Genomic DNA, 25658 nt, shown 5'->3' with positions numbered 1-25658 from the left:
CCAATAAAAACGTAAACTTTAAATTACAGACAGGTTTTCTTTAGCCAGGCTATGCTGAAGAAAAAAGGAGAATGGCTATGCGTTCAATTGCTCTCGCGCTGTTGTCGCTGTTTTTAACGGGCTGTCAGATCAATCCTTACACCTTCCAGCCCGACTGGACCAGCCCATCCTGGTTTGATGCAGGTAAAGAAGACGCCATGAATGGCCTGCCGGTTAAAGATAACCAGGCCCTGGCCGATAGTTTTAACGACACACACGTTGATCGTAGTGAATATCTTCGCGGCTATGCTGATGGTCAGAAGAAAATCTGCGAAGAAGGGTTTATTCACGCCTGGGGATTAGCAGGCAAATCTTTCCCTGCCAGTTGCGATACAGCCGAAAACGCGGCAAAACTGCGTGCGTCATGGCAGCAAGGGATGGATGAAAGTATGCGCTCCAGCAGACTGAATTAATCTATTTTTATCCACCGGAAAATAAACAACTGTAGGATTTAGCTTAGGTCGGCCTCATGCTATTTCTGACATAATGACGGCCCTGATAAACAATGGTATTCTGCCCGCAACTCTTAAGGACATCTATTTCCAGAGCGATGTGGCGGATTCTGGTGAGAAATTTATTCTTGATCTCTTTTTTCCGACTCACTCTGGTGATAATGCTGTTCCTTATGGTGGGCCCTGCGGCGGCAGGCACGCTTACGGAAACGGATAAATCGGTACGCTCGATTGTCTCAGGCATCGTGAGCTATACGCGATGGCCGTCACTTTCCGGTCAGCCTAAACTCTGCGTCTACGCCACTTCGCACTATACGCACGCCCTCAGCGGCGATGAGGGGCATAGCGAGTTACCTTATACTCCCGTTATTGTACGTAACGATCAGGAAGCCCTGGCCGCGACGTGCGATGCGATCTATTTCGGGTCTGAATCACCGGCAAAACAACTTGAATTAATAAGTCAATATCAGGGCAGAGCGTTGCTATTAATCTCAGAGCAAAATCCGGAATGTGTAATTGGCAGTGCCTTTTGCCTGATAATCGATCGCGGCCAGGTACGGTTCGCCGTCAATCTGGATGCATTGACGCGCAGTGGCGTAAGAGTCAATCCGGATGTATTAATGCTTGCACGGAATAAGCAGCATGGATAAAGATTTCACTTCAACGCCACGTCCGACGTTTAAAAGAACGTTGAGGCGAAACAGCATGATAAGCGTCATCATCACGATGACGTTAATATGGCTGCTGCTCTGTTTTGCTTCCGTCGTGACGTTAAAACAATACGCGCAAAAGAATCTCGAATTAACCGGCGCAACAATGAGCCACAGCCTGGAAGCCTCGCTGGTGTTCAACGACTCGCTGGCGGCCAACGAAACGCTGGCTGCGCTGGGCAAACAGGGGCAGTTTGCCGTGGCCGAGGTTATTAACGCGCATAAAAAGCGGTTTGCCTACTGGTCCTGGAACCCGGAGGACAACAACGACACGCTGGGCGCACTGGTCAGCCGCTGGCTTTTCCCCGTACCGGTTGCGCAGCCCATCATGCATAACGGCGCAACGATCGGCGAAATTCGCCTGACCGCGCGTGACAGCCTGATCGGCCATTTCATCTGGATGTCGTTTGCCGTTCTGACCGGCTGCATTCTCTTTGCAACCGTCGTCGCGCTCACTATTACCCAGTCTTTGCACCATGGGATGGTCACGGCCCTGCAAAACATCACTGACGTCGTGCATGACGTTCGTACTAATCGCAACTTCTCCCGCCGGGTGAAAGACGGCCGTATCGAAGAGTTTCACCAGTTTGGTGAGGACTTCAACAGCCTTCTGGATGAGATGGAGGAGTGGCAACTGAAGCTTCAGGCGAAAAACGCCCAGCTGCTGCGAACCGCCATGCACGACCCGCTCACCGGTCTTGCCAACCGCGCGGCGTTTCGTAACAGCATTGCAGCCTTAATGAACGACCCTTCAGCTAAAACAAACTCGGCCCTGCTCTTCCTTGACGGTGATAATTTTAAGTTTATTAACGACACCTGGGGACACGCGGCAGGCGACTGCGTGCTGATAGAAGTCGCCAGCAGGATGATGGAGTTTGGCGACAAACGTCACCAGGCTTACCGCCTTGGCGGTGACGAATTCGCCATGGTGCTGTACGGCGTACACTCTGAGCTCGAGGTTCAACACATTTGTGCTGCGCTATCGCAGCAGTTTATCCGTCCGTTTGATCTTCATAACGGACAAAAAGCATCGATGTCACTCAGCATTGGCTTTGCTCTGGCGTGGGAAAATGCTTCCGTGGAAGCATTACTGGAGAGGGCTGACCGCAACATGTATCAGGTGAAAAACCAGCGTACGAAAACAACAAGTTAGAAAGGATACACTATGTTAAAACGTTACTTCGCGCCGATAGTTCTGGCCTCACTGGTTCTGGCAGGCTGTCAGTCGCCCCCGGAAGGCAAATTCACTCCTGAGCAAATTTCGGCGATGAAGTCTTACGGTTTTAACGAACTGAACGGTGACTGGTCACTTGGCATGTCGGACACCATCCTGTTTGATAAAAATGACGCCAGACTGCGCCCGGAAAGTGAAACGCAGATCCAGTCCATGGCCTCTCGCCTGGCGGAAACCGGCCTGAACCACGCGCGAATGGACGGTCACACGGATAACTACGGTGAAGAAAGCTACAACGAAGCGCTGTCGTTAAAACGCGCCAATGCCGTGGCCGATGCCTGGGCGAAGGGTGCAAATATCCCGCGCAGCAATCTCACCACGCGGGGGTTAGGTCAAAAATATCCGGTTGCGAGCAACAGTACCCCGCAAGGGCGCGCTGAAAACCGCCGCGTCGCAGTGGTGATCAGCACGCCATAGGGTTATTTAGCGGATGATTCGGCGAGCGTCACCCTGGTTGCCGCTCGCCAGCGCAGCCAGTCCACCAGAACAAACAGCGCCAGACTCACGCCCATGACCGGCAAGGCCAGCCCCAGCAGTATGCTGATTATCACCGTAATCCCTCTTCCCCACCCTGACAGCGCCAGCCAGCTCTGGCAAAGCGTCTGCACCGGATCCACGGCCGACCGTGCCGGACGACGCATCCACCACATCCGGTAACCCCAGACGATGAGCACGCACAGGGTGAGGCCGAACGCCACCAGCAGCAGCTGATTCACCAGCCCGAATAAGATCCCCATATGGAAATCCACGCCCCAGCGGGTCAGTTTTGCCATTAACGGGAAATCCTCGAATCGGGTTCTGTCCAGGATCTGCATCGTTGAAGAATCAACCGCAACGGCGTCCACCTGAGTCGGCCAGCTGCGATCGATTTCCGTCACGGTCCAGGCGCTATCCGCCGTTTTTGCCGGGCGGATCTCCAGCCTGTTGGCATCAATTCCTGCGTTACGCGCCGCGCTTAATACTCCGTCAAACTGCGTCAGATCCATCGCCATTTCCGGCATCATCATGCCGCCGTGATGGCCCCGGTGTTCGGCGTGCTCATCCACGATCTTCTGTTGACCGGAAAGCGTCGTGTTCACCTGCGGGGTGAGCCAGTTCATCTCTGCCCGCAGCTTATCAACATTCCCGCCTGCCCACTGGGACCAGGTCAGGCCGGTTGCTGAGAACAACAGCATTCCGCCCAGCAGACTCCAGCCCAGCGTCACGTGCATCCGACGACGATTCTGGAAGCGATTATTGATTCGCCGTTTGGGCCGGGTATAAAACCACAGGGCAGCACCGCCCAGCGCGGCAACCCACATCCAGGAGGCTGCAAGCTCGCTGTAGAGCCGCCCCACGTCGTCCAGCATCAAAGAGGTATGCAGATAATCAATGGTCTGACGCAGCGGTAAAATCCCGCTGGTGCCGTATACCGTCATATCTCCCAGCACCGCCAGGCTTACTGGATCAATAAAGATAGCCCGGTTTTCCGATGGCCCAAGCGTCGGGTCGGCAAACATCACGCGGGTGGTTTCGCCTTCAGCCAGCCCGGGACGCACGGCGTGCAAATGCACATCTGATCCAACGTTTTTTTCCGCCACGGCGATTTGCTCCGCCAGCGGCTGCGGCACGCCCACGGAATCCGTGTGGAGCGCGTGCCGGTAGAGCGCATTCTCCAGCTGCGGGGTCGCCACATACAGCGTACCGGTCAGCGCGGCAAAGAAGATAAACGGACCAACAAAAAGCCCGACGTAGAAATGGAGGCGACGCAGCAGGTTTCCCCATGCCGCGCGCGGAGTGCAGGTAGTCATACTTTTCCTTTTTAAGGCAAAAAGTTATCGATTTAGTTTTAAAGGGAAAAAGCAGACTGCCGCGGCGGCGCGCGGGTATCAGGGTAAAGCCAGGGGAAAAAGTGCCAGTGGCTGACCGCCTGGCGCGGCGGCTTAATGCGAAGCCTCTGTAATACCGCGCTGAGCAGGACGATCAGCGCCAGCATCACGCCAGGGACATGCGCTAACAGCACGCAGTAGCCGCACGCTTCCGCATGGTCGACAGGCATCGTATGCGGCATATCGCCCTGATGCTCGTCCATCGACATCATGCTCATGTCATGATGCATGCCCGGCATCGCGCTCATGGGATCTTTCTGCAAGGAGACGGAGATAAGCGGCGCCACCACGATCAGCAGGATCGCAAACAGCGCGGTCAATGCCGCTACGCGCTTCCGGTCAGGCTGATGCAGTACGTTATCCACGTCCCCTCCATTCAAGAGGCAAGCATTGTAAATGATTTATGACAAAAGGGTTAACGTGAGAAATGCGCAGGGATAAAAAAAGGGCCAGCCTTTCGGCCAGCCCTTTCTAACAGGATGTCGCTTAAGCGAATCTTAGTTCAGACGCTCTTTAATACGAGCAGACTTACCAGTACGCTCACGCAGGTAGTACAGTTTAGCTTTACGTACAGCACCACGACGTTTAACAGCAATGCTGTCAACTACCGGAGAGTGAGTCTGGAAGACACGCTCAACGCCTTCGCCGTTGGAAATTTTACGAACAGTGAATGCAGAGTGCAGACCGCGGTTACGAATAGCGATAACCACGCCCTCGAATGCCTGCAGACGTTTTTTGGAACCTTCAACAACCCATACTTTCACTTCCACGGTGTCACCTGGACGGAAGGAAGGTACGTCCTGCTTCATCTGCTCTTGTTCAAGTTGCTTAATAATGTTGCTCATAATTTAATCTCTTATCCTGGGTAAACTGATATTCGGGAGCGTATTACGCATTCCCATCATGTTCATGCTGCTGGTGCGCGTGTTCAGTTTTGAACTCGGCCAGCAACTTTGCTTGCTCTTCAGTCAGAGCCAGGTTTTCCAGAAGTTCAGGTCTTCTAAGCCAGGTTCGGCCCAGCGACTGCTTCAAACGCCAGCGACGTATCTCGGCATGGTTTCCAGACAGTAACACCGCCGGTACTTCCATCCCTTCTAACACTTCAGGACGAGTATAGTGTGGACAGTCCAGCAACCCATCGGCAAAGGAATCTTCCGTTGCCGAAGCTTCATGGCCCAGAACCCCCGGAATGAACCGGGCGACGGAGTCAATCAGCGTCATTGCGGGTAACTCACCACCGCTGAGAACGTAATCGCCGATAGACCATTCTTCGTCAATCTCGGTTTGAATTACGCGCTCATCTATTCCTTCGTAGCGCCCACAGACCAGAATCAGCTTTTGATTCGTCGCCAGTTCGCTCACGCCAGCTTGATCAAGCTTGCGTCCCTGAGGTGACAGATAAATCACCTTTGCGCCTTCACCTGCCGCGGCTTTTGCTGTGTGAATGGCGTCCCGTAAGGGTTGCACCATCATTAGCATCCCCGGTCCGCCGCCGTAAGGACGATCGTCCACGGTACGGTGCCGGTCATGAGTAAAGTCACGAGGACTCCAGCTCTGGATGCTCAGCAGGCCATTCTTTACTGCCCGGCCAGTTACCCCGTAATCGGTAATCGCGCGGAACATTTCAGGAAACAGGCTAATTATGCCAATCCACATAGCGCCGTCTTTTACCGTTTATCCGGAGAATTTAAAAACCAGGATCCCAATCTACTTCAATGGTTTGAGTAGTGAGATCGACTTTCTTGATAACCTGTCCATCGAGGAACGGAACCAACCGCTCCTTGATGCCAAATGCATCTTTCAGGTTTGCCTTAATGACGAGAACGTCATTTGACCCGGTTTCCATCATATCGATGACTTTCCCCAGGCTGTAGCCTTCGGTAGTGACTACCTGGCAACCCATAAGGTCTTTCCAGTAGTAGTCGCCCTCTTCCAGCTGTGGCAACTGCGACGAATCCACGACAATTTCACAATTAGTCAGCGCATTCGCAGCATCACGATCGTCAACGCCTTTCAGCTTGATGATGATGTCCTGATTGTGGTGACGCCAGCTTTCCAGCTCGACCTCTTCCCACTTACCGCCTTTCTGGATAAACCAGGGCTGGTAATCAAAAATGCTATCAGCGTCTTCAGTGGAGGAAAACACTCTGAGCCAACCACGGATACCGTAGCAAGAACCCATTTTTCCCAATACGATCGGTTCAACAGGTGCTTTATTGCTCATCATGACCACCGTGACAGATTAAGCTGCTTTGTTTGCTGCTTTGATCAGCGTAGCAACGCGATCGGAAACAGTAGCGCCCTGGCCAACCCAGTGAGCGATACGATCCAGATCCAGACGAGTTTCTTCTTCTGCGCCAGCGGCCAGTGGGTTGAAGAAACCAACGCGCTCGATGAAGCGACCGTTGCGTGCATTACGGCTGTCAGTCACAACAACCTGGTAGAACGGACGCTTTTTAGCGCCGTGACGAGCTAAACGAATAGTTACCATAACATCCTCTTGTGTGAATAAAACAACCGGGCCCCATCGAGGAACGGAGCCCGGGTGTCATATTAAAAGCCCGAAAATTTTACTCATTTTCGGGCAAAAAGCAATCTCAAAAGCGATTAACGCCCTGGAAAACCGGGGGGCATCATGCCTTTCATGCCGCGCATCATCTTCGCCATGCCGCCTTTCTTCATTTTCTTCATCATGCGCTGCATGTCGTCGAACTGTTTAAGAAGACGGTTAACGTCCTGCACCTGCATGCCGCAACCGGCTGCGATACGGCGTTTACGGGAACCTTTGATGATATCCGGGTTAGCGCGCTCTTTCAGCGTCATAGAGTTAATGATCGCCTCCATACGCACCAGCACCTTGTCATCCATCTGCGCTTTCACGTTGTCAGGGATCTGGCCCATGCCCGGCAGTTTGCCCATCAGGCTGGCCATGCCGCCCATGTTTTTCATCTGACGCAGCTGCTCAAGGAAGTCGGTAAGATCGAAACCGTCACCTTTTTTCAGCTTGCTGGCCAGCTTCTCGGCCTGCGCGCGGTCAACCTTGCTCTCGATATCTTCGATCAGCGACAGCACGTCGCCCATGCCGAGGATACGGGAGGCAATACGATCCGGGTGGAACGGCTCGAGCGCTTCAGTTTTCTCGCCCACGCCGAGGAATTTAATCGGCTTACCGGTGATGTGACGAATCGAGAGCGCCGCACCGCCGCGGGCGTCACCGTCCACTTTAGTCAGCACCACGCCGGTTAGCGGCAGCGCTTCGTTAAACGCTTTCGCGGTATTCGCCGCATCCTGACCGGTCATGGCATCGACAACGAACAGGGTCTCTACCGGGTTGATAGAGGCATGTACCTGCTTGATCTCGTCCATCATCGCTTCGTCAACGTGCAGACGACCGGCGGTATCCACCAGCAGCACGTCGTAGAATTTCAGCTTCGCTTCTTTCAGCGCCGCGTTAACGATGTCGACAGGCTTCTGCGCCACGTCGGACGGGAAGAAATCTACGCCGACCTGTTCGGCCAGAGTTTCCAGCTGTTTGATCGCCGCCGGGCGATAGACGTCCGCAGAAACCACCAGCACTTTCTTCTTGTGCTTTTCATGCAGGAATTTACCCAGCTTACCGACGCTGGTCGTTTTACCCGCACCCTGCAGGCCCGCCATCAGCACCACGGCCGGCGGCTGAGCCGCCAGGTTAAGCACCTGGTTCTCTTCGCCCATCGCCGAAACCAGTTCATTACGAACGATTTTGACGAATTCCTGGCCCGGGGTCAGGCTCTTGTTAACTTCATGACCAACCGCCTTCTCTTTAACGCGGTTGATAAAATCACGAACAACCGGCAACGCGACGTCTGCTTCCAGCAGCGCCATGCGCACTTCGCGCAGCGTTTCCTTGATGTTCTCTTCAGTAAGGCGTCCGCGGCCGCTGATGTTGCGCAGCGTGCGCGACAAACGATCGGTTAAATTATCAAACATTGTCTCTCGCCTGAGTAGAAACGTTGGGCCGCCATGGGCGACACATACACAGAATTTTGCCGGAGTATAACATGAAGGCGCCTTTGTTGTTATGCAACGGTTGGAGCAGGCGTCACGTAACGTTATACTGCTTCTCTTTCTTATTAAGACAACTGTCGATGCCTATATGCCTGTTTTCGCACTGATCGCCCTTGTTGCCTACTCTGTCAGCCTCGCGCTGATCGTTCCCGGACTGCTGCAAAAAAACAGCGGCTGGCGGCGCATGGCTATTCTTTCCGCGGTGATCGCACTGATCAGCCACGCGTTTGCGCTGGAATCACGCATCATTCCCGGCGACGGCAGCGTGCAAAACCTGAGCGTCCTCAACGTCGGCTCGCTGGTCAGCCTGATGATCTGTACGGTAATGACCATCGTCGCGTCTAAAAATCGCGGCTGGCTGCTGCTGCCGATTGTCTATACCTTCGCGCTGATCAATCTGGCCCTCGCCACCTTTATGCCTAATGAATTTATTACGCATCTGGAGGCCACCCCGGGGATGCTGGTGCATATCGGCCTGTCGCTCTTTGCCTACGCGACGCTGATCATCGCCGCGCTTTACGCCATGCAGCTCGCCTGGATTGACTATCAGCTGAAAAACAAAAAGCTGGCGTTTAACCATGAGATGCCGCCGCTGATGGTCATTGAGCGTAAGATGTTCCACATCACCCAGGTGGGCGTGGTGCTGCTGACGCTGACGCTCTGCACGGGCCTGTTCTACATGAAGAACCTGTTTAGCGTGGAGAATATCGATAAAGCAGTGCTCTCCATCATCGCGTGGTTTGTCTATATTGTCCTGTTATGGGGCCATTATCATGAAGGCTGGCGCGGTCGTCGCGTGGTCTGGTTCAACGTCGCGGGTGCGGGCATTCTCACCCTTGCCTATTTTGGCAGCCGCTTCATACAGCAATTTGCTGGCTAAGTAACAAAAGGAGTTCCCCCTGGAACACATCTCTACCACCACGCTGATCGTTATCCTGATCGTCATGGTGGTCATCTCCGCCTATTTCTCCGGCTCGGAAACCGGCATGATGACCTTAAACCGCTACCGGTTACGTCATCGTGCTAAACAGGGTAACCGTGCCGCTCGTCGCGTTGAAAAACTGCTTCGCAAGCCGGATCGCCTGATAAGCCTGGTGCTCATCGGCAACAACCTTGTCAACATTCTGGCCTCCGCCCTCGGCACCATCGTTGGGATGCGCCTGTACGGCAACGCCGGGGTGGCGATTGCCACCGGCGTGCTGACGTTCGTGGTGCTGGTGTTTGCCGAAGTGCTGCCGAAAACCATCGCCGCGCTTTACCCGGAGAAAGTCGCCTACCCGAGCAGCTTCCTGCTGGCACCGCTGCAGATCCTGATGATGCCCCTGGTCTGGCTGCTGAACATGGTGACGCGCGTACTGATGCGGATGGTAGGAATCAAAGCCGATGTCACCATCAGCAGCGCGCTCAGCAAAGAGGAGCTGCGCACCATCGTGAATGAATCCCGCTCGCAGATCTCCCGGCGCAATCAGGACATGCTCCTGTCAGTGCTGGATCTGGAAAAGGTGAGCGTCAACGACATTATGGTGCCGCGTAACGAAATCGTCGGTATCGACATTAATGACGACTGGAAAGCCATCGTCCGCCAGCTGACGCACTCCCCGCACGGGCGCATTGTGCTCTATCGCGACTCGCTGGATGACGCCATCAGCATGCTGCGCGTGCGCGAAGCCTACCGTCTGATGACCGAGAAAAAAGAGTTCACCAAAGAGGTGATGCTGCGCGCCGCCGACGAGATTTACTACGTGCCTGAAGGAACCCCGCTCAGCACCCAGCTGGTGAAATTCCAGCGCAACAAGAAAAAAGTCGGCCTGGTAGTCAATGAGTACGGCGATATTCAGGGGCTGGTGACGGTCGAAGATATTCTGGAAGAGATTGTCGGGGACTTTACCACGTCAATGTCGCCTTCCCTCGCGGAAGAGGTTACCCCGCAAAACGACGGCTCGGTGCTGATTGACGGTAGCGCGAACATTCGTGAACTCAACAAAGCCTTTAACTGGCATTTACCGGAAGATGAGGCTCGCACGATTAACGGGATGATTCTGGAAGCGCTGGAAGAGATCCCGGCGGCGGGCACGCGGGTGCGCATTGAGCAGTACGATATTGATATCCTGGACGTGCAGGACAATATGATTAAGCAGGTGAAAGTCCTGCCCGTAAAACCCCTGCGCGAAAGTATCGCTGAGTAAGGCTGTAGGCCGGGTAAGGCGAAACCGCCACCCGGCACTACGAATGGCAAATTACGCTTTCGCTTTCGCCACGGTCACCATCGCAGCGCGAATGGTACGGCCGTTCAGGGTGTAACCTTTCTGCATCACGCCCAGCACTTTACCGGCTTCGACCTCTTCGGACTCCACCATTGCAATCGCCTGGTGGACGTTTGGATCCAGCGGTACGTTGGTATCGGCAATCACTTCCACGCCAAACTTACGCACTACGTCGAGCATGGATTTCAGCGTCAGTTCGATACCTTCGATCATCGCCGCGTTGTCCGGATTCGCTTTGTCAGCCACTTCCAGCGCGCGATCGAGGCTATCAATAACCGGCAGCAGTTCGTTGACGAATTTCTCCAGCGCAAATTTATGCGCCTTCTCAACGTCCTGCTCGGTACGACGACGCAGGTTTTCCATTTCCGCCTTGATGCGCAGAACACCATCGCGTTCGCGATTCTGTGCTTCTACCAGCTGGGCTTCCAGATTCGCAATTTTTTCATCGCGCGGGTCCACCTGCTCAGCAGATGCGTCTGGCTCTACAGCCTCAACTTCATCGTGCTGTTCCGTGATAATTTCTTCAGGGGCTTGCCCCTCAGGCGTTTTCTGTTCTTTACTACTCATGAATTTCTCCGCGTTTTTCTGCATTCATCTCGCTAACTTCGCTTATTATGGGGATCAGTTTCCGGGATTCAAGGGAACAAGACAGATTGTCATCATTCATCAGGCACAAGGACCTCCAGAAAATGAATAATCATTTCAGGTGTATTGGGATCGTCGGGCATCCGCGTCACCCTACCGCACTAACGACACATGAAATGTTGTATCGCTGGTTGTGTAGTAAAGGCTATGAAGTGATGGTCGAGCAGCAGATTGCGCAGGAGCTGCAGCTGAAGAGCGTCAAAACCGGCACGCTGGCGGAAATTGGTCAACAGGCCGATCTCGCCGTGGTGGTGGGCGGCGACGGCAACATGCTCGGCGCAGCCCGCACGCTGGCGCGTTATGACATTAAGGTCATCGGCATCAACCGTGGCAATCTCGGCTTTTTAACCGATCTCGACCCGGACAATGCGCAGCAGCAGCTGGCCGACGTGCTGGAAGGCCACTATATCAGTGAGAAACGCTTTTTACTGGAAGCGCAGGTGTGTCAGCAGGACTGCCAGAAGCGCATCAGCACCGCGATTAACGAGGTGGTTCTTCACCCCGGGAAAGTGGCGCACATGATTGAATTCGAAGTTTATATCGACGAAATCTTTGCTTTTTCCCAGCGTTCCGACGGGCTGATTATCTCCACTCCGACCGGCTCAACCGCCTACTCGCTTTCTGCCGGCGGCCCGATCCTGACGCCCTCGCTGGATGCCATTACCCTGGTGCCGATGTTCCCGCACACGCTCTCCGCCCGCCCGCTGGTTATCAACGGTGACAGCACGATACGTCTGCGCTTCTCGCACCGCCGTAACGACCTGGAGATCAGCTGCGACAGCCAGATAGCGCTGCCGATCCAGGAAGGTGAAGATGTCCTTATTCGTCGGTGTGATTATCATCTGAATCTGATTCACCCGAAAGATTACAGCTATTTCAACACATTAAGCTCGAAGCTTGGCTGGTCAAAAAAATTGTTCTGATTTTGCATCCAGTACTTTACTGTATAAAAAACCAGTTTATACTGTATGAAAACACAGTTATGGTTTTTCATACAGGAAAACAATTATGCTGGCACAACTGACCATCAGCAACTTTGCCATTGTTCGTGAGCTTGAGATCGATTTCCACAGCGGCATGACGGCGATCACCGGGGAAACCGGTGCAGGTAAATCCATTGCCATTGATGCCCTCGGCTTGTGCCTTGGTGGCCGCGCAGAGGGCGACATGGTGCGCATGGGCGCAAACCGTGCCGACCTGTGCGCCCGTTTCTCCCTGAAAGACACCCCTGCCGCCCAGCGCTGGCTGGAACAGAACCAGCTTGAAGATGGACGTGAGTGTTTACTTCGCCGCGTGATCAGCAGCGACGGTCGTTCACGTGGCTTTATCAACGGTACGGCGGTTCCGCTCTCCCAGCTTCGCGAACTCGGCCAGCTGCTTATCCAGATCCACGGTCAGCACGCGCACCAGCAACTCGTCAAACCTGAACAGCAGAAAGCGCTACTGGATGGCTATGCGGGTGAGTACGCGCTTACTCAGCTTATGGCGGAGCACTATCGCCAGTGGCATCAGAGCTGCCGTGAACTTGCCCAGCACCAGCAGCAAAGCCAGGAGCGCGCCGCGCGTGCGGAGCTGCTGGCGTACCAGCTTAAAGAGCTCAACGAATTCAACCCGCAGCCGGGTGAGTTTGAGCAAATCGACGAAGAGTACAAACGTCTGGCGAACAGCGGCCACCTGCTCTCAACCAGCCAGAATGCGCTCAACCTGCTGGCGGACGGCGAAGACGTGAACCTGCAAAGCCAGCTGTATAACGTCCGCCAGCTCATTACCGAACTGGTTGGCATGGACAGCAAGCTTTCTGGCGTCCTGGATATGCTGGAAGAAGCGGCCATTCAGATCTCCGAAGCCAGTGACGAACTGCGCCACTACTGTGAACGTCTGGATCTCGACCCGAACCGTCTGTTTGAGCTGGAGCAGCGCATTTCCCGTCAAATTTCACTGGCGCGCAAGCACCACGTCACGCCGGAAGAGCTGCCAGGATTCTATCAGTCTCTGCTGGAAGAACAGCAGCAGCTTGACGATCAGGCTGACTCGCAGGAAACCCTCTCTCTCGCGGTGAACCTGCATCATGAACAGGCGCTGGCGACAGCGCAAAAGCTGCATGAAATCCGTCAGCATTACGCCCAGGAGCTAAGCCAGCACATCACCGACAGCATGCACACGCTGGCGATGCCGCACGGTATCTTCACCATTGATGTCCGCTTTGAAGAGAACCACCTGACGGCAGAAGGTGCGGACCGCATCGAGTTCCGCGTCACCACCAACCCGGGGCAGCCGCTGCAGGCTATCTCCAAAGTGGCCTCCGGTGGTGAACTTTCGCGTATTGCGCTGGCGATTCAGGTGATTACCGCGCGTAAAATGGAAACCCCGGCGCTGATTTTCGATGAAGTGGATGTCGGCATCAGCGGCCCAACGGCGGCGGTGGTGGGCAAACTGCTGCGCCAGCTAGGCGAATCAACGCAGGTGATGTGTGTCACCCACCTGCCGCAGGTCGCGGGCTGTGGCCATCATCACTTTATCGTCAGCAAAGAAACCGACGGTGAAATGACCGAAACGCACATGAAGCCGCTGGATAAACGTGCGCGTCTGCAGGAGCTTGCTCGCCTGCTCGGCGGCAGCGAAGTCACCCGCAATACGCTCGCGAACGCGAAAGAACTGCTGGCGGCATAAACTTTTTCGGGATCTCAGGGTCATACAGAACAACAAAAACGCCGCCAGACCGGTTTCAAAGTGGGGCAAGGTCTATTATCATCGGCATATTACATATGAGCCGCGTTCTGCTCGGGCCCGAAAAGGAATCAAATCACTATGCGTTGTAAAATGCTGACCGCTGCCGCAGCGGTTCTTCTGATGTTGACCGCAGGCTGTTCCACTCTGGAGAAAGTGGTTTACCGTCCTGACATCAACCAGGGGAACTACCTTACCCCTAACGATGTGTCCAAAATCCGTGTGGGGATGACACAACAGCAGGTCGCTTATGCACTGGGAACCCCGATGATGTCCGATCCGTTCGGCACTAATACCTGGTTCTATGTATTCCGTCAGAAGCCGGGCCACGAAGATGCGACCCAGCAGACCCTGACGCTGACCTTCAGCAGCGCCGGTGTGTTGACCAACATCGACAACAAGCCTGCCCTGACCAAATAATCAGAAGTCAGAAATGCAAAAAGGTGCTCATTGAGCACCTTTTTTGTTCTTCTTTTATCCCCTCGCCCCTTTGGGGAGAGGGTCAGGGTGAGGGGAAAACACGCTACTTACCCGATTTCTCCGCACGCTGACGTCGCAGCTCTTTCGGGTCAGCGATCAGCGGGCGATAAATCTCGACCCGGTCGCCCTCTTTCAGCACATCACCCAGCTTCACCGGACGGCTATAAATCCCGACCTTATTTTTCGCCAGGTCGATATCGCTGCGAAGTTCGAGGATGCCGGACGCGCGGATAGCCGCCTCAACGGTTGCCCCCTCTTCCAGCGTCACGCGCTGCAGATACTGCTTCTCCGGCAACGCGTACACCACTTCTACAGCAATCTTATGCGACACTGTAAACCTCTTTGGCGCGGGTGGTGAACGCCTGAACCATATTCGAAGCCAGCTCTTTAAAGATACGGCCAAACGCCAGTTCAATCAGCTTATTGGTAAATTCAAAGTCGAGCTGGAACTCGATGCGACAGGCGTCAGCGCTCAGCGGCGTAAACTTCCAGCCCCCCATCAGGGTTTTAAACGGACCATCCACCAGATGCATCAAAATACTCTGATTGCTGGTCAGCGTATTACGGGTGGTGAACGTCTTGCTGATCCCCGCTTTGGAGACATCCACCGCCGCGGTCATCTGCGTCGGGCCGGACTCCAGAACGCGGCTCCCGGTGCACCCCGGAATAAATTCTGGATAAGACTGAACGTCGTTCACTAACTGATACATTTGTTCCGCGCTGTAAGGCACGAGCGCAGTACGGCTAATCTGAGGCATAGCATTTCCCATGGTCACACAACGGACAAATAATAACATTTATCACCTGTTAAAAAAACGCTAAGCCTCATCTCGTGCTAAGATAGCGCGTTAGACCTCACAGGACGCAATGAGGTGACTTTTTGAAATCAGATTACCGACGGCTTTACGACACTTATGACGAAGAAAAAAGCACATAAACCAGGCTCGGCGACCATTGCGCTCAACAAGCGTGCTCGCCACGAGTATTTCATTGAAGAAGAATTCGAAGCTGGCCTTGCGTTGCAGGGCTGGGAAGTAAAATCGCTGCGCGCCGGGAAAGCCAACATCGGCGATAGTTACGTGATCCTGAAAAATGGCGAAGCCTTCCTGTTCGGCGCGAACTTTACGCCGCTGACCGTCGCCTCCTCACACTACGTGTGTGACCCAACGCGCACCCGCAAGCTGCTGCTGAACAAGCGTGAGCTGGAATCCCTCTACGGACGCATCAACCGTGAAGGTTTTACCGTGGTCGCCCTGTCGCTGTACTGGAAAAACGCCTGGTGCAAAGTGAAAGTTGGCGTCGCGAAGGGTAAAAAACAGCACGACAAACGTACTGATCTGAAAGAGCGCGAGTGGCAGCTTGATAAAGCGCGCATCATGAAAAACGCAGGACGTTGATTCTGCACACTTATTGTACTATTCAATAAGTTAGCGTTCCGGGCTGGTATCCAGGAAGTGAAATCTGGTATACTTAGTTCAACACTATTGGGGCTGATTCTGGATTCGACGGGATTTGCGAAACCCAAGGTGCATGCCGAGGGGCGGTTTGCCTCGTTAAAAGCCGCAAAAAAATAGTCGCAAACGACGAAAACTACGCTTTAGCAGCTTAATAACCTGCTCTGAGCCCTCTCTCCCTAGCTTCCGCTCTTAAGACGGGGATCAAAGAGAGGTCAAACCCAAAAGAGATCGCGTGGAAGCCCTGCCTGGGGTTGAAGCGTTAAAACTAATCAGGCTAGTTCGTTAGTGGCGTGTCTGTCCGCAGCTGGCGTGCGAATGTAAAGACAAACTAAGCATGTAGTACCGAGGATGTAGAAATTTCGGACGCGGGTTCAACTCCCGCCAGCTCCACCAAATATTGATGTACTGAAGTTCAGTAAAGTCTACTAAGCCCGCACAGCACAAGCTCTGCGGGCTTTTTTACGTCTATTGTAGTCTAGTGAGAATTGCTGAGAACTTCGAGTTATGGCACCCTGAATGGGACCCACGAAAAAGGGTCCTAAAATTGAGGGTCCCAAACATGGCCAAAATCGCTAAGAAACTCACTGACACTGAAATCAAAAGCACCAAACCTGCCGAGAAAGAGGTTAACCTTTTTGACGGCGATGGTTTGCTGTTGCGAATCGCTCCCTTGGCGAAGGGAGGGAAGAAAAATTGGTATTTCAGATATGCAGTGCCTGTGACCAAAAAGCGAACTAAGGTGAGCTTAGGAACCTATCCTCACCTTACACTTGCGAAGGCACGAGCTTTACGTGATGAATACTTGTCGTTGCTTGCAAATGGTATAGACCCCCAAGTTCATAACACCCAAAAAACCAATGCACTGAAAGATGCCACGGAACATACATTTCAAGCAGTAGCCAAGAAGTGGCTTGATGAGAAAGTCAAAACGTCAGGCATCTCCCAAGATCATGCTAACGACATCTGGCGAAGCCTAGAGAGAAATATCTTTCCCACATTGGGTGATACCCCCATTAAGGAGATTCGCCCTAAAATGCTTAAACAGCATTTAGAACCTATAGAAAAACGAGGTGTCCTTGAAACACTTCGCCGCATCATATCCCGCCTGAATGAAATTTTCCGCTATGCAGCAACAGAAGAACTCATAGAATTCAACCCGGCAGACAATCTGGGGCAACGGTTCAGCAAGCCAAAAAAACAGAATATGCCAGCATTACCCCCTTCCGAACTCCCTCGCTTCCTGGTTGCTCTAAACAATGCTTCTATCCGTTTGGAAACAAGGCTACTGATTGAGTGGCAACTTCTCACATGGGTTCGCCCAGGTGAAGCTGTTCGCACAAGATGGTCAGATATTGATATTGATACTGGCATGTGGAACATCCCGGCGGAGTTTATGAAAATGAAGAAGCCTCACAAAGTTCCACTGAGCAAAGAAGCTTTGCGAGTTTTGGATTTAATGAAAGCCATCAGTGGGCATAGAGAGTGGGTTTTCCCCAGTATCAAAGCTCCACTCAATCACATGCATGAACAAACAGCTAATGCGGCCATAATCCGTATGGGTTTCGGAGGTGAGCTTGTAGCTCACGGTATGCGATCAATCGCCAGAACGGCTGCGGAGGAGTCTGGCAAATTTAGGACTGATGTCTTAGAAGCCGCCCTTGCCCACTCGAAGAAAGATGAAATAATTGCAGCCTACAATCGTGCAGAGTATCTCACAGAACGGGTGGTTCTCATGCAGTGGTGGAGTGACTTTGTTTCGTCTCAAAAATACAAAATTATTGCCGCATAACTCTTCCATGATGGGTTAACTATCTTGATTTAGTTAAAGAATTAATAATCATACTATTAACCTATGTGGACTAAGCATAGCCATTTACGAATCGATACCTTGAGGCCACATAACGAAAGCTGTCGGTCATATCAGCTAAATAATTCACATCTCTTCTCGATTATCATACACCTTGAAGATTTACTAAATTCGCTCTAATCAATGATAAAACAGTTGAATTTGGTTAAAAATTGATCAATTTTATCCTCTACATTGTATTGAATCATCCATGAGGTTTCGTGCATGGCTAGCGAAAATGATAAAAATCATAAAGTTAGGGTCGCACAGTACTTGAGGATGTCTACCGACCATCAGCAATATTCTTTACATAATCAGTCCGAATATATCAAAGATTATGCTGAAAAGAACAATATGGAAATCGCTTATACCTACGATGATGCAGGTAAGAGCGGAGTCAGTATCATAGGCCGGCATTCTTTGCAGCAGTTACTTAGTGATGTAGAACAAAAGAAAATAGATATACAGGCTGTATTATTTTATGATGTGAGCCGTTTTGGTCGTTTTCAAAATAGTGATGAAGCTGCATATTATTCCTTTCTATTTGAGAGAAACGGTGTAGATCTTATATACTGTTCTGAACCTATTCCCACTAAAGATTTCCCTTTAGAGTCTTCTGTTATACTGAATATAAAAAGATCTAGTGCCGCATATCACAGCAGGAATTTATCAGAAAAGGTATTTATAGGCCAAGTAAATTTAATAAAGCTTGGTTATCATCAAGGCGGAATGGCTGGTTATGGGCTGAGACGTCTTTTAGTAGATGAAAATGGCATAGCTAAAGAAATATTGGGCTTTCGCAAAAGAAAGAGTATTCAAACAGATAGGGTGATATTAATTCCGGGACCAAAAAATGAGATAAAAATTGTAAATAGCATCTATGATCTCTTTATAGATGATAACATGCCAGAATTCATTATTGCTGAGAGACTAAATGAACAGAATATACCTGCAGAAAATGGAACATTATGGACTCGTGCAAAAATACATCAAATCTTGACAAATGAAAAATATATTGGAAATAACATATATAACAAAACCTCATCTAAACTAAAAAGTAGGCTTGTAAAAAACCCCAAAAATGAATGGGTTAGATGCGACAAGGCATATAAACCCATTATTTCAAAGAAAAAATATAATAAAGCTCAAGAAATAATTCAGCTCCGATCCGTACATTTGACTAATGAAGAGCTTTTAGAAAAGCTAAAACAAAAATTAGAATCTAATGGAAAACTATCTGGCTTTATCATTGATGAAGATGATACAGGCCCTTCATCTTCTGTTTACAGAACCCGATTTGGTGGTCTTTTAAGAGCATATACGTTGATTGGTTATAAGCCAGAACATGATTACAGCTATATCCAAATAAATGAAGCACTAAGATCATTTTACTCAGGCATAATTGAGGATTTTAAGGGAGAAATTTTAAAAAGCAACTGCCATATAGACGAATATAAATATGCACCAATGCTTTACATCAATGATGAGCTTTTAATTTCCGTCCTTATTACTAAATGCACACATATGAAATCGGGTAAACTTAGATGGAAAGTCCGGTTTGATAACTCACAGAAAGCAGACATAACAATTGTTATACGAATGGATTCACAAAATATTTCACCACTTGATTTTTATATCATACCAAAGATTGAAAACGAATATAGTAAAATGTGTATGACGGAAACAAACAACATTCGATTAGATCTGTATAGATTTGATAATCTGGATAAACTTCTACAAATTATTACTCGCATGAAAGTGAGGGAACTATATGCTGCCTGAATCAAATGAATTCCCAATAATCCAAATTGAAATTGCCAAAATAAAATTTCTTAACCCGCGAACTAGAAATAAGGTAGTGCATGAAGAAATTAAGGAAAGTATAAAAAAAAGAGGATTAAGCAAGCCTATAAGCGTAAGAGCGATTGATGAAGACGACTTCAAATATGCTTTAATTTGTGGCCAAGGGAGAATAGAGGCTCTCGTTGCATTAGGTGAGACCATTATTCCTGCAATTATAAGAGATGTATCAGAAGAAGATGCTTATGTTATGAGTTTGGTTGAAAACATTGCAAGGAGGAGACCACGTTCCAATGAGTTATTACAGATAATAAAAGATATGAAAAACAGAGGACTTTCAGACTCCGAAATAAGTGAGATTACTGGGTATTCATCGAACTGGGTGAGCAGTATAAATATGCTTCTTGATAAGGGAGAGCATAAACTTCTCTCTGCAGTCGAACGGGGGAATTTGCCTCTGTATCTCGCAGTGCAATTTGCAAGATGTGAAACTGAAGAAGCACAAGATATTCTTACCGAAACATATGATAAAAAATTAATAAAAAGCCGAGACATTATAAAGATAAAACACATTCTAAATCAGCGAACAATTGGGAATAAAGGTGCAAAAGCAGCCGGGTTTTATTATCACAAACCATCAAAAAGAATGACTGCTGAGGAGTTAATTGAGCTTTATGAAAATAGTATCGCTGAACATAAATCTGTTTATAACAACTCTAAATTTATTAAAACTAATTTGCTGATAGTAAATGAGATTTTTAACATCATAATGATGAATAAAAGCTTTCAAAATATACTTGAACAAGAGAATCTATCAGAACTGCCATCTCAGATCCTCAATCCAATAAACAAAGAGGCATCAAAATGATTCAGATACGTTTTGGCGACAATTTTATTTATTTAGAAACTAACAAGTTAATTCCCTCTAAGGAATTGTTAGAAAATGTAAAGCTAAGTCATAAATATCATCAAATAGTTACCTCAATTGAAAGCTTAGGTATTATTGAACCCATAATAGTGTTCTATGACAAAGATAAAGATGCCATTAAGATACTCGATGGCCATTTGAGGGTTGAGGCTTTAAAAGATTTAGGCATAGAAAAAGCTCCATGTATACTTTCGAGCATAGATGATGCGTTCACTCCTAACAAACAAGTCAATCATATAAATGTAGTTGAAGAACATAGAATGATAATCAAGTCCTTGGCAAAAGTTTCAATTGAAAAACTTAGTGCTGCTTTGGGCATATCTATTGATGCTATAAAAGATAAAGCTAATGTGATGAACGGTATAGATCCAAGTGTGATTGCGAAACTTTCTGATAAACCTATACCTAAGGCTACATTTGATGTTTTGAGGAAAATGAAACCAATTCGTCAAATTGAAGCAGTCGGTACAATGATTAATTTTGATAATTATAGTAAAAAATTTGCAATGAGCATCTTGGATGCAACACCGGCATCGATGATAATAAATAAAGGGAAAAACACTCCCTATAAAAAGGACATAAAAAAAACCATACTTCGTTTGGAACAGGAAATGGCAACAACTTCGGAAGAAACAAAAAAGCTTCAAACCGAGTATGGTTCAGATATGTTGAAATTCGTTATAATCCAGTCATATATTATTAAATTACTTGGTAACTCTAAAGTTCTTCATTGGTTCTTGGAAAACGAGGTTGATTATCTTAATGAGTTAAAAAGAATTTCGAAAATAAATTCTTTAGATGATAAGACTCTTGCTGAAAACAGCCAGTCATAGTTATGGTTATGGTTATGGTTATGGTTTTATATAGCCGAAGTATACTTACACAATCACAAAGGTTTCTCTTAGATATTAGCATAAGTAGGCAGTATAAGCCGTAATCATTCGAACGGGTTAAGGAGGTGAACTTATGGTTAACAAAATGAGATCTATTGCGTGAACGGCCACAGAGGAATCTTGTAAGTTCAGGACAGATGTCTTAGAAGCGGCCCTTGCCCACTAGAAGAAAGATGAAATAATTGCAGCCTACAATCGTGCCGAATATCTCGCAGAACGAATGGTTCTCATGCAGTGGTGGAGTGATTATGTCATTGCTCAAAAATTTAAAGCTATTGCGGCATAACAACTCTATAAGGGGTTAAATTTTCCAGCCCCTTATTCCCTCCCAAGACATAACTTTCTATTTTTATTTCACTTGCTTCTGAACCAAGATACATAGGCAGTAACGAACAAAAGCGATTTTCTGTATGAACTGGCAAACAATACAAGAAATGCGAGATCAAAGCTGTGGGGTTGTCTGATATGGATATCCCCTTTTTGTCTTGTAACCTCTCTCTGATATCATATATAAATGTTTCTTTGCACGCGAAGAAACAACATATAAAAGTCTACTGGCAACATAATTTTGATGCTCTGAGCTACAATCTATAATATCATTCCAATTAGGTATTTTTCCATTTAGTAATCCAGTGCAAATGACCACTTCATACTCATCACCTTTTGTCGAATGACAAGTTGTGATTTTAACACCGCTTCTAAAATTGAAAAACAAATGTAATTCATTTGCTTTATAAGCCATATTATACTTTAACATTCTTTTCAATGTGGCATTAATCAAAAGTTCCATTTCTTGATAATAGTAGCTATCATTACTTATGCCCAAATTAATAGAATGGCAAAATCTCGTTATAACCTCTCTCAACCAAACATCAATTTCACAATTATAATCCACAGATAATGATATTTTATTAATAATCTTCAATATTTTTTTAGGAGACAACGATTCAGTATAGGGTGCAGCAACATTTAACTCTTGAAGGAAATCCCGCAATAGCTTCTGTCTAGTATTAAAATTAGAGGGGACTCTCCTAATTAAAAATAGTTTAACTAAAGCAAGCCAAAGATTCTCATTGTTTTTAGGTATAGGAGAGATCATGACTCCATCAATTTCTATATCCGGATTAAGAGTAACAATATCATTTGAAAGTTTTATCACATCAAACCAACCAGGACACAGAATAGCAATTTCATTTGGAAGCATTCCCTGAGCCAAATGAGTTCTAATAATACCTGATACATAAATCGGCAGTTGAGTAACATCTACCTCGCTTTCTTTAAAAATTACTGAGTTGAAATCCTTATTATCTGAAAGTGAATTAATCTCATAATCTTCGTCTTTGTATTTACTATAAAAATCAACAATAGATTGGCTACTACGGAAACACCCCGTTAATTTCATCTCGGTTAGATTATCAAGTTGGAAACAATCAATTAATTCATCTCTATTCTTTACGACAGCCCCCAAACCAGTGTATATAGCTTGCTCTTTATCCCCAATAAAAGTAATCATTGTATTTTTCTTTAATACAATTTGTCTGAGTATCTCATATTGTATAAGAGATGTATCTTGATACTCATCGACTAAAATACACCTTAAAAGTAAAGACAATCTTTCACAAAGTGCATTGTATTTTGTCAACACTCGACAAGTCAGATTTAATATCAAATCAAAATCGATTAATTTTTTCTCATACAAATGATTATGATATTCTTTTACAATCAAATATTCTTTGGTCCCACGGGAATAAAATTGACCAAGGTTAAAATCTAAATTAGTAAAAATTTTATCATTTGCAGATAGGCCATGTTTTTCTTTTAATTCATTTATGAGAAATTCCTTTTCATGTTCATCAATTACACTAAATCCTCGGCAAAGTCTTGGTATCTTATCTACATTAGGTTTTATAATCCAATTCAAACAAAAACTGTGTATTGTTCCAATCCATAACGATTCACTACTTATGCCGAATGACATAATCCGTTCAAGAATCGTATCGGCTGCTATATTTGTATATGTAAGAGCAATTATCTTCTTTTTTCCTATACAAAATAGTTCTTTATTTTCTAAAATGAAACAAAGTTTAGAAACCAATGTTTTTGTTTTACCCGACCCTGGACATGCCGTTAATAATAAATTCCCGTTGAATTTAACGGCATCCATTTGCTCAGAAGTTAAATTTCTATATGGCATAAACTATAACTCCAACAATCTTACAAAACTGTCATTGAAGTGTTTCTTATATTCTATCATTTTACTAGAAAAATCTTTTTCGGCATTTATACAGTCAAATGCTTTAACCCCCATTAAAGACATATTGTAGTCAAGCATTTTTTGATATATATGCTCGACATTTCTATCCCGAAGAACAAATTGAATGGCCTGTAAAATATAATCAGGAACACGATTATTAACACTAAGATGTTCTACCATTTCAGTAGCCAACCATCCCTTCCCTATTTTCTTTGCAAACTTTAATACTCTTTTATATCGAACTCTGAGATCAGATGATTTTACATCTGATTCAGCCTTTTTAAAATACGCTTCTTTTTTATACTCTGTTTTCATAACCTCTAAAAACAAGTTATTGTTTTCATCGTAGCGAACAAGCTCAGTTTCGAAAGTATTTTCTGCGTAATAAACCGTAATAAACTCATTACCTTCAATATATTTATCTAACTCTTCTTTTCTTCGTAACCCATCATCTTCGGCATCTACCAGAGATTCGACAAAATCCGCATTAAAAATATCATCAGCTACTTTTACATAGGCCGAATCAAGATCCGTGAGAATTGCACATTTTCTTTTCAGCCGTTTTTCATGGAAAAGGTTAGAAATATGTTTAAAAACAGTGCCATCTACTTTTATAAGACTTATGCCCAACTCATCTAAACTAATTCCTAAAGTTTCTTTTACCATTGCTGGTATTAAAATAAGTTCTGCATCGCCTTCTACCAAAATGACACTTTTAGCAAACAAAAGGTCACTACGAATTGCATCAAGATATCGCTCTACGGAAGAAATTTCTTTCGGCGTCAAACCAAACGATGGATGATATACATCAGTGAATCCATTTTGGCGAGATAATATATTCATTGATGATATTTTTGATACAGAGCTAATTTGTGTTGAATGTGTAGAAACAAACACTTGCGTATTTTTAAAATTGAAGTTATCGAAAAGGGTTTTTTGGATATGATTATGAATATGTGCTTCGGGCTCTTCAATTAACAAGAAGTGAGTAATATGCTCTTCACTATCCCTTATTTCTTCGTATTCATATAACTTTAAAGCAAGATAGATTAAGTTTGCTCCACCAAGACTCAGATCATCAATCTTTCCTGAGCCATTATAATCCAGAGAATCTTCAACCACTAAACCAAGTGATTGAATTAATTCTGTGAAATCCTCTGGAAGCTGTGAGGATACTAATATTTTAGGAGAATAAGTCGAACCTACTGTATTAAGTAATGAAGCAGATATCTTATTACTCAATCGCTCAATTTCAGGTATGGCAGAGATTTTACCATTGATCTCTTTAACATCTTCTACAATATCTTTTCTATCATCAATTTGTTTACTTTTTAAAGTAAGTAATTTATACAATGGATTCGTTTTATAATATTTAAGATCTGCAACTACATTCCTGAGTGCTTTGACATAAGTGCAAGCGACTTCGCTGCCTAAGGCAAAGTAAGGTGGCTTCTTCACACCTAATACAGTAGCATCATCATCATTAGGGTTTGAAAAGGAGTAACTATCAAAATCCCCAACTACTTGTTTATAAATTTCGTCATTATTCAAATCAACCTTTGTTCTAACAAAAGCTACTGCTTCATATGTTTCTTTAGAAATAATATGGTTAGATACAAATTCAGTAAAAGAAGCGGATCTTGCTTCCACATTGTCATCTTCTAATGTTAACTCATACAGCTTTTGTCGAATATGAAATTTAGGTCGATATATAAAAGTATAATTACCTTCCTTTATAGACTTATCATTACCATCATTTACTGTATAGTTGGCAAGGACCTGTTCTTCCTCCGACTCACTTAAATCATCAAAATATAGCGTAATTATGATCCAATGACCAAAGGGTTCGGATAATCCACGGTAGAAGTCCTCATTAGATAGAATCCTAGAATTCATTGGGAGAGAATCATCTAGAATTAATCTCATCGCATTAAATAAATGAATCGCCACGGATAATCTAGACACTTCCGAGCCGTTGATAATACTGGTTTTCATATTCTGTCGGTGACATCTG

General features: G+C 47.2%; 26 protein-coding genes, 1 other RNA gene and 1 pseudogene. 16 read left to right on the top strand and 12 right to left on the bottom strand.

Features of this window, described 5'->3' with window-relative positions:
- Nucleotides 1-77 precede the first annotated feature (77 nt).
- The 4 genes from QMN93_RS22865 (at nt 78) to QMN93_RS22850 (ending at nt 2852) form a co-directional block, all read left to right on the top strand.
- On the top strand, nt 78-452 hold the full coding sequence (locus QMN93_RS22865) for a DUF2799 domain-containing protein (protein WP_064673562.1): 375 nt from the start codon (nt 78-80) through the stop codon (nt 450-452).
- A 152-nt stretch (nt 453-604) separates the two neighbouring features.
- Complete coding sequence (locus QMN93_RS22860; protein ID WP_033146572.1) at nt 605-1141, top strand: YfiR family protein; 537 nt, start codon at nt 605-607, stop codon at nt 1139-1141.
- Nucleotides 1134-2354 carry a diguanylate cyclase DgcN gene (dgcN, locus tag QMN93_RS22855; protein ID WP_029741024.1) on the top strand — a complete coding sequence of 407 codons (1221 nt, stop codon included), beginning with the start codon at nt 1134-1136 and terminating at the stop codon, nt 2352-2354. Before QMN93_RS22860 ends, dgcN begins: the two co-directional genes overlap by 8 nt.
- Nucleotides 2355-2366: 12 nt before the next feature.
- Nucleotides 2367-2852: an OmpA family protein gene (locus tag QMN93_RS22850; protein WP_029741023.1), complete on the top strand. Its 486-nt coding sequence runs from the start codon at nt 2367-2369 to the stop codon at nt 2850-2852.
- A 2-nt stretch (nt 2853-2854) separates the two neighbouring features.
- Here QMN93_RS22850 and QMN93_RS22845 read toward each other — a convergent pair whose 3' ends face one another.
- The 7 genes from QMN93_RS22845 to ffh form a co-directional block, all read right to left on the bottom strand.
- Nucleotides 2855-4225, bottom strand: a complete 1371-nt coding sequence (locus QMN93_RS22845) for a PepSY domain-containing protein (RefSeq protein ID WP_193139823.1) — start codon at nt 4223-4225, stop codon at nt 2855-2857.
- A gap of 38 nt (nt 4226-4263) precedes the next feature.
- Nucleotides 4264-4668 (bottom strand): DUF2946 domain-containing protein, encoded by a 405-nt coding sequence (locus tag QMN93_RS22840; protein WP_064673560.1) that lies wholly within the window; start codon nt 4666-4668, stop codon nt 4264-4266.
- Nucleotides 4669-4800: 132 nt separating this feature from the next.
- On the bottom strand, nt 4801-5148 hold the full coding sequence (gene rplS / locus QMN93_RS22835; protein ID WP_002914145.1) for a 50S ribosomal protein L19: 348 nt from the start codon (nt 5146-5148) through the stop codon (nt 4801-4803).
- Between the two features lie 43 nt (nt 5149-5191).
- The gene (trmD, locus tag QMN93_RS22830) at nt 5192-5959 is read right to left on the bottom strand and encodes a tRNA (guanosine(37)-N1)-methyltransferase TrmD (RefSeq protein ID WP_014832949.1); all 768 of its coding nucleotides are present in this window, start codon (nt 5957-5959) and stop codon (nt 5192-5194) included.
- 31 nt (nt 5960-5990) lie between these two features.
- Nucleotides 5991-6530, bottom strand: a complete 540-nt coding sequence (gene rimM, locus QMN93_RS22825) for a ribosome maturation factor RimM (RefSeq protein WP_029741020.1) — start codon at nt 6528-6530, stop codon at nt 5991-5993.
- Nucleotides 6531-6545: 15 nt separating this feature from the next.
- Nucleotides 6546-6794 carry a 30S ribosomal protein S16 gene (gene rpsP, locus QMN93_RS22820; protein WP_003863133.1) on the bottom strand — a complete coding sequence of 83 codons (249 nt, stop codon included), beginning with the start codon at nt 6792-6794 and terminating at the stop codon, nt 6546-6548.
- Nucleotides 6795-6910: 116 nt separating this feature from the next.
- The gene (gene ffh / locus QMN93_RS22815; protein WP_064673559.1) at nt 6911-8272 is read right to left on the bottom strand and encodes a signal recognition particle protein; all 1362 of its coding nucleotides are present in this window, start codon (nt 8270-8272) and stop codon (nt 6911-6913) included.
- 166 nt (nt 8273-8438) lie between these two features.
- Between ffh and QMN93_RS22810 the strand changes: the two genes are divergently transcribed.
- Both QMN93_RS22810 and QMN93_RS22805 read left to right on the top strand, forming a co-directional pair.
- A complete protein-coding gene (locus tag QMN93_RS22810; RefSeq protein WP_014884879.1) occupies nt 8439-9230 on the top strand; it encodes an inner membrane protein YpjD in 792 nt (263 codons plus the stop codon).
- 19 nt (nt 9231-9249) lie between these two features.
- Nucleotides 9250-10536, top strand: a complete 1287-nt coding sequence (locus tag QMN93_RS22805; RefSeq protein WP_025759264.1) for an HlyC/CorC family transporter — start codon at nt 9250-9252, stop codon at nt 10534-10536.
- Nucleotides 10537-10587: 51 nt separating this feature from the next.
- On the opposite strand, the gene grpE is transcribed toward QMN93_RS22805, so the two are convergent.
- Nucleotides 10588-11181 (bottom strand): nucleotide exchange factor GrpE, encoded by a 594-nt coding sequence (grpE, locus tag QMN93_RS22800; RefSeq protein WP_023333122.1) that lies wholly within the window; start codon nt 11179-11181, stop codon nt 10588-10590.
- Nucleotides 11182-11303: 122 nt separating this feature from the next.
- Between grpE and nadK the strand changes: the two genes are divergently transcribed.
- From nadK to bamE, 3 genes are all read left to right on the top strand, one after another.
- Entirely contained in the window at nt 11304-12182 is an 879-nt protein-coding gene (gene nadK, locus QMN93_RS22795; RefSeq protein ID WP_008502500.1) for an NAD(+) kinase, read from the top strand.
- Between the two features lie 85 nt (nt 12183-12267).
- Nucleotides 12268-13929: a DNA repair protein RecN gene (recN, locus tag QMN93_RS22790; protein ID WP_033146256.1), complete on the top strand. Its 1662-nt coding sequence runs from the start codon at nt 12268-12270 to the stop codon at nt 13927-13929.
- A gap of 138 nt (nt 13930-14067) precedes the next feature.
- Entirely contained in the window at nt 14068-14406 is a 339-nt protein-coding gene (gene bamE / locus QMN93_RS22785) for an outer membrane protein assembly factor BamE (protein WP_008502502.1), read from the top strand.
- 103 nt (nt 14407-14509) lie between these two features.
- Here the strand turns inward: bamE and QMN93_RS22780 are convergent, their stop codons facing one another.
- Together QMN93_RS22780 and QMN93_RS22775 are read right to left on the bottom strand one after the other, a co-directional pair.
- The gene (locus QMN93_RS22780; protein WP_025759268.1) at nt 14510-14797 is read right to left on the bottom strand and encodes an RnfH family protein; all 288 of its coding nucleotides are present in this window, start codon (nt 14795-14797) and stop codon (nt 14510-14512) included.
- Entirely contained in the window at nt 14787-15224 is a 438-nt protein-coding gene (locus QMN93_RS22775) for a type II toxin-antitoxin system RatA family toxin (RefSeq protein ID WP_024908332.1), read from the bottom strand. The genes QMN93_RS22780 and QMN93_RS22775 overlap by 11 nt, the downstream gene beginning before the upstream one ends.
- 156 nt (nt 15225-15380) lie before the next feature.
- Here QMN93_RS22775 and smpB point away from each other — a divergent pair, with 156 nt between their 5' ends.
- The 7 genes and pseudogenes from smpB to QMN93_RS22740 form a co-directional block, all read left to right on the top strand.
- Nucleotides 15381-15863, top strand: coding sequence for an SsrA-binding protein SmpB (smpB, locus tag QMN93_RS22770; RefSeq protein ID WP_045260868.1), 483 nt, complete (start codon nt 15381-15383; stop codon nt 15861-15863).
- A gap of 89 nt (nt 15864-15952) precedes the next feature.
- Nucleotides 15953-16316: a transfer-messenger RNA gene (gene ssrA, locus QMN93_RS22765) on the top strand.
- A gap of 166 nt (nt 16317-16482) precedes the next feature.
- A complete protein-coding gene (locus QMN93_RS22760; RefSeq protein ID WP_087450302.1) occupies nt 16483-17712 on the top strand; it encodes an integrase domain-containing protein in 1230 nt (409 codons plus the stop codon).
- A 282-nt stretch (nt 17713-17994) separates the two neighbouring features.
- On the top strand, nt 17995-19551 hold the full coding sequence (locus QMN93_RS22755; protein ID WP_087450301.1) for a recombinase family protein: 1557 nt from the start codon (nt 17995-17997) through the stop codon (nt 19549-19551).
- Entirely contained in the window at nt 19541-20437 is an 897-nt protein-coding gene (locus QMN93_RS22750; protein WP_323620086.1) for a ParB/RepB/Spo0J family partition protein, read from the top strand. Before QMN93_RS22755 ends, QMN93_RS22750 begins: the two co-directional genes overlap by 11 nt.
- Nucleotides 20434-21330, top strand: coding sequence for a plasmid partitioning protein RepB C-terminal domain-containing protein (locus QMN93_RS22745; RefSeq protein ID WP_032303606.1), 897 nt, complete (start codon nt 20434-20436; stop codon nt 21328-21330). The genes QMN93_RS22750 and QMN93_RS22745 overlap by 4 nt, the downstream gene beginning before the upstream one ends.
- Before the next feature lie 97 nt (nt 21331-21427).
- A pseudogene (locus QMN93_RS22740) lies at nt 21428-21676 on the top strand (integrase); the annotation flags it as partial.
- A gap of 156 nt (nt 21677-21832) precedes the next feature.
- On the opposite strand, the gene QMN93_RS22735 reads toward QMN93_RS22740, so the two are convergent.
- Both QMN93_RS22735 and QMN93_RS22730 read right to left on the bottom strand, forming a co-directional pair.
- Nucleotides 21833-23584 carry a UvrD-helicase domain-containing protein gene (locus QMN93_RS22735; RefSeq protein ID WP_226852667.1) on the bottom strand — a complete coding sequence of 584 codons (1752 nt, stop codon included), beginning with the start codon at nt 23582-23584 and terminating at the stop codon, nt 21833-21835.
- Between the two features lie 3 nt (nt 23585-23587).
- The coding region (locus QMN93_RS22730) for a TOPRIM nucleotidyl transferase/hydrolase domain-containing protein (protein ID WP_323620090.1) at nt 23588-25658 on the bottom strand (2071 nt) is incomplete at its 5' end.

The sequence above is a fragment of the Enterobacter sp. R-1.6.2 genome (assembly GCF_035064085.1).
In the GTDB taxonomy this organism is placed as follows: Bacteria; Pseudomonadota; Gammaproteobacteria; order Enterobacterales; family Enterobacteriaceae; genus Enterobacter; species Enterobacter asburiae_B.
This window is presented reverse-complemented; position numbering and strand designations above follow the sequence as displayed.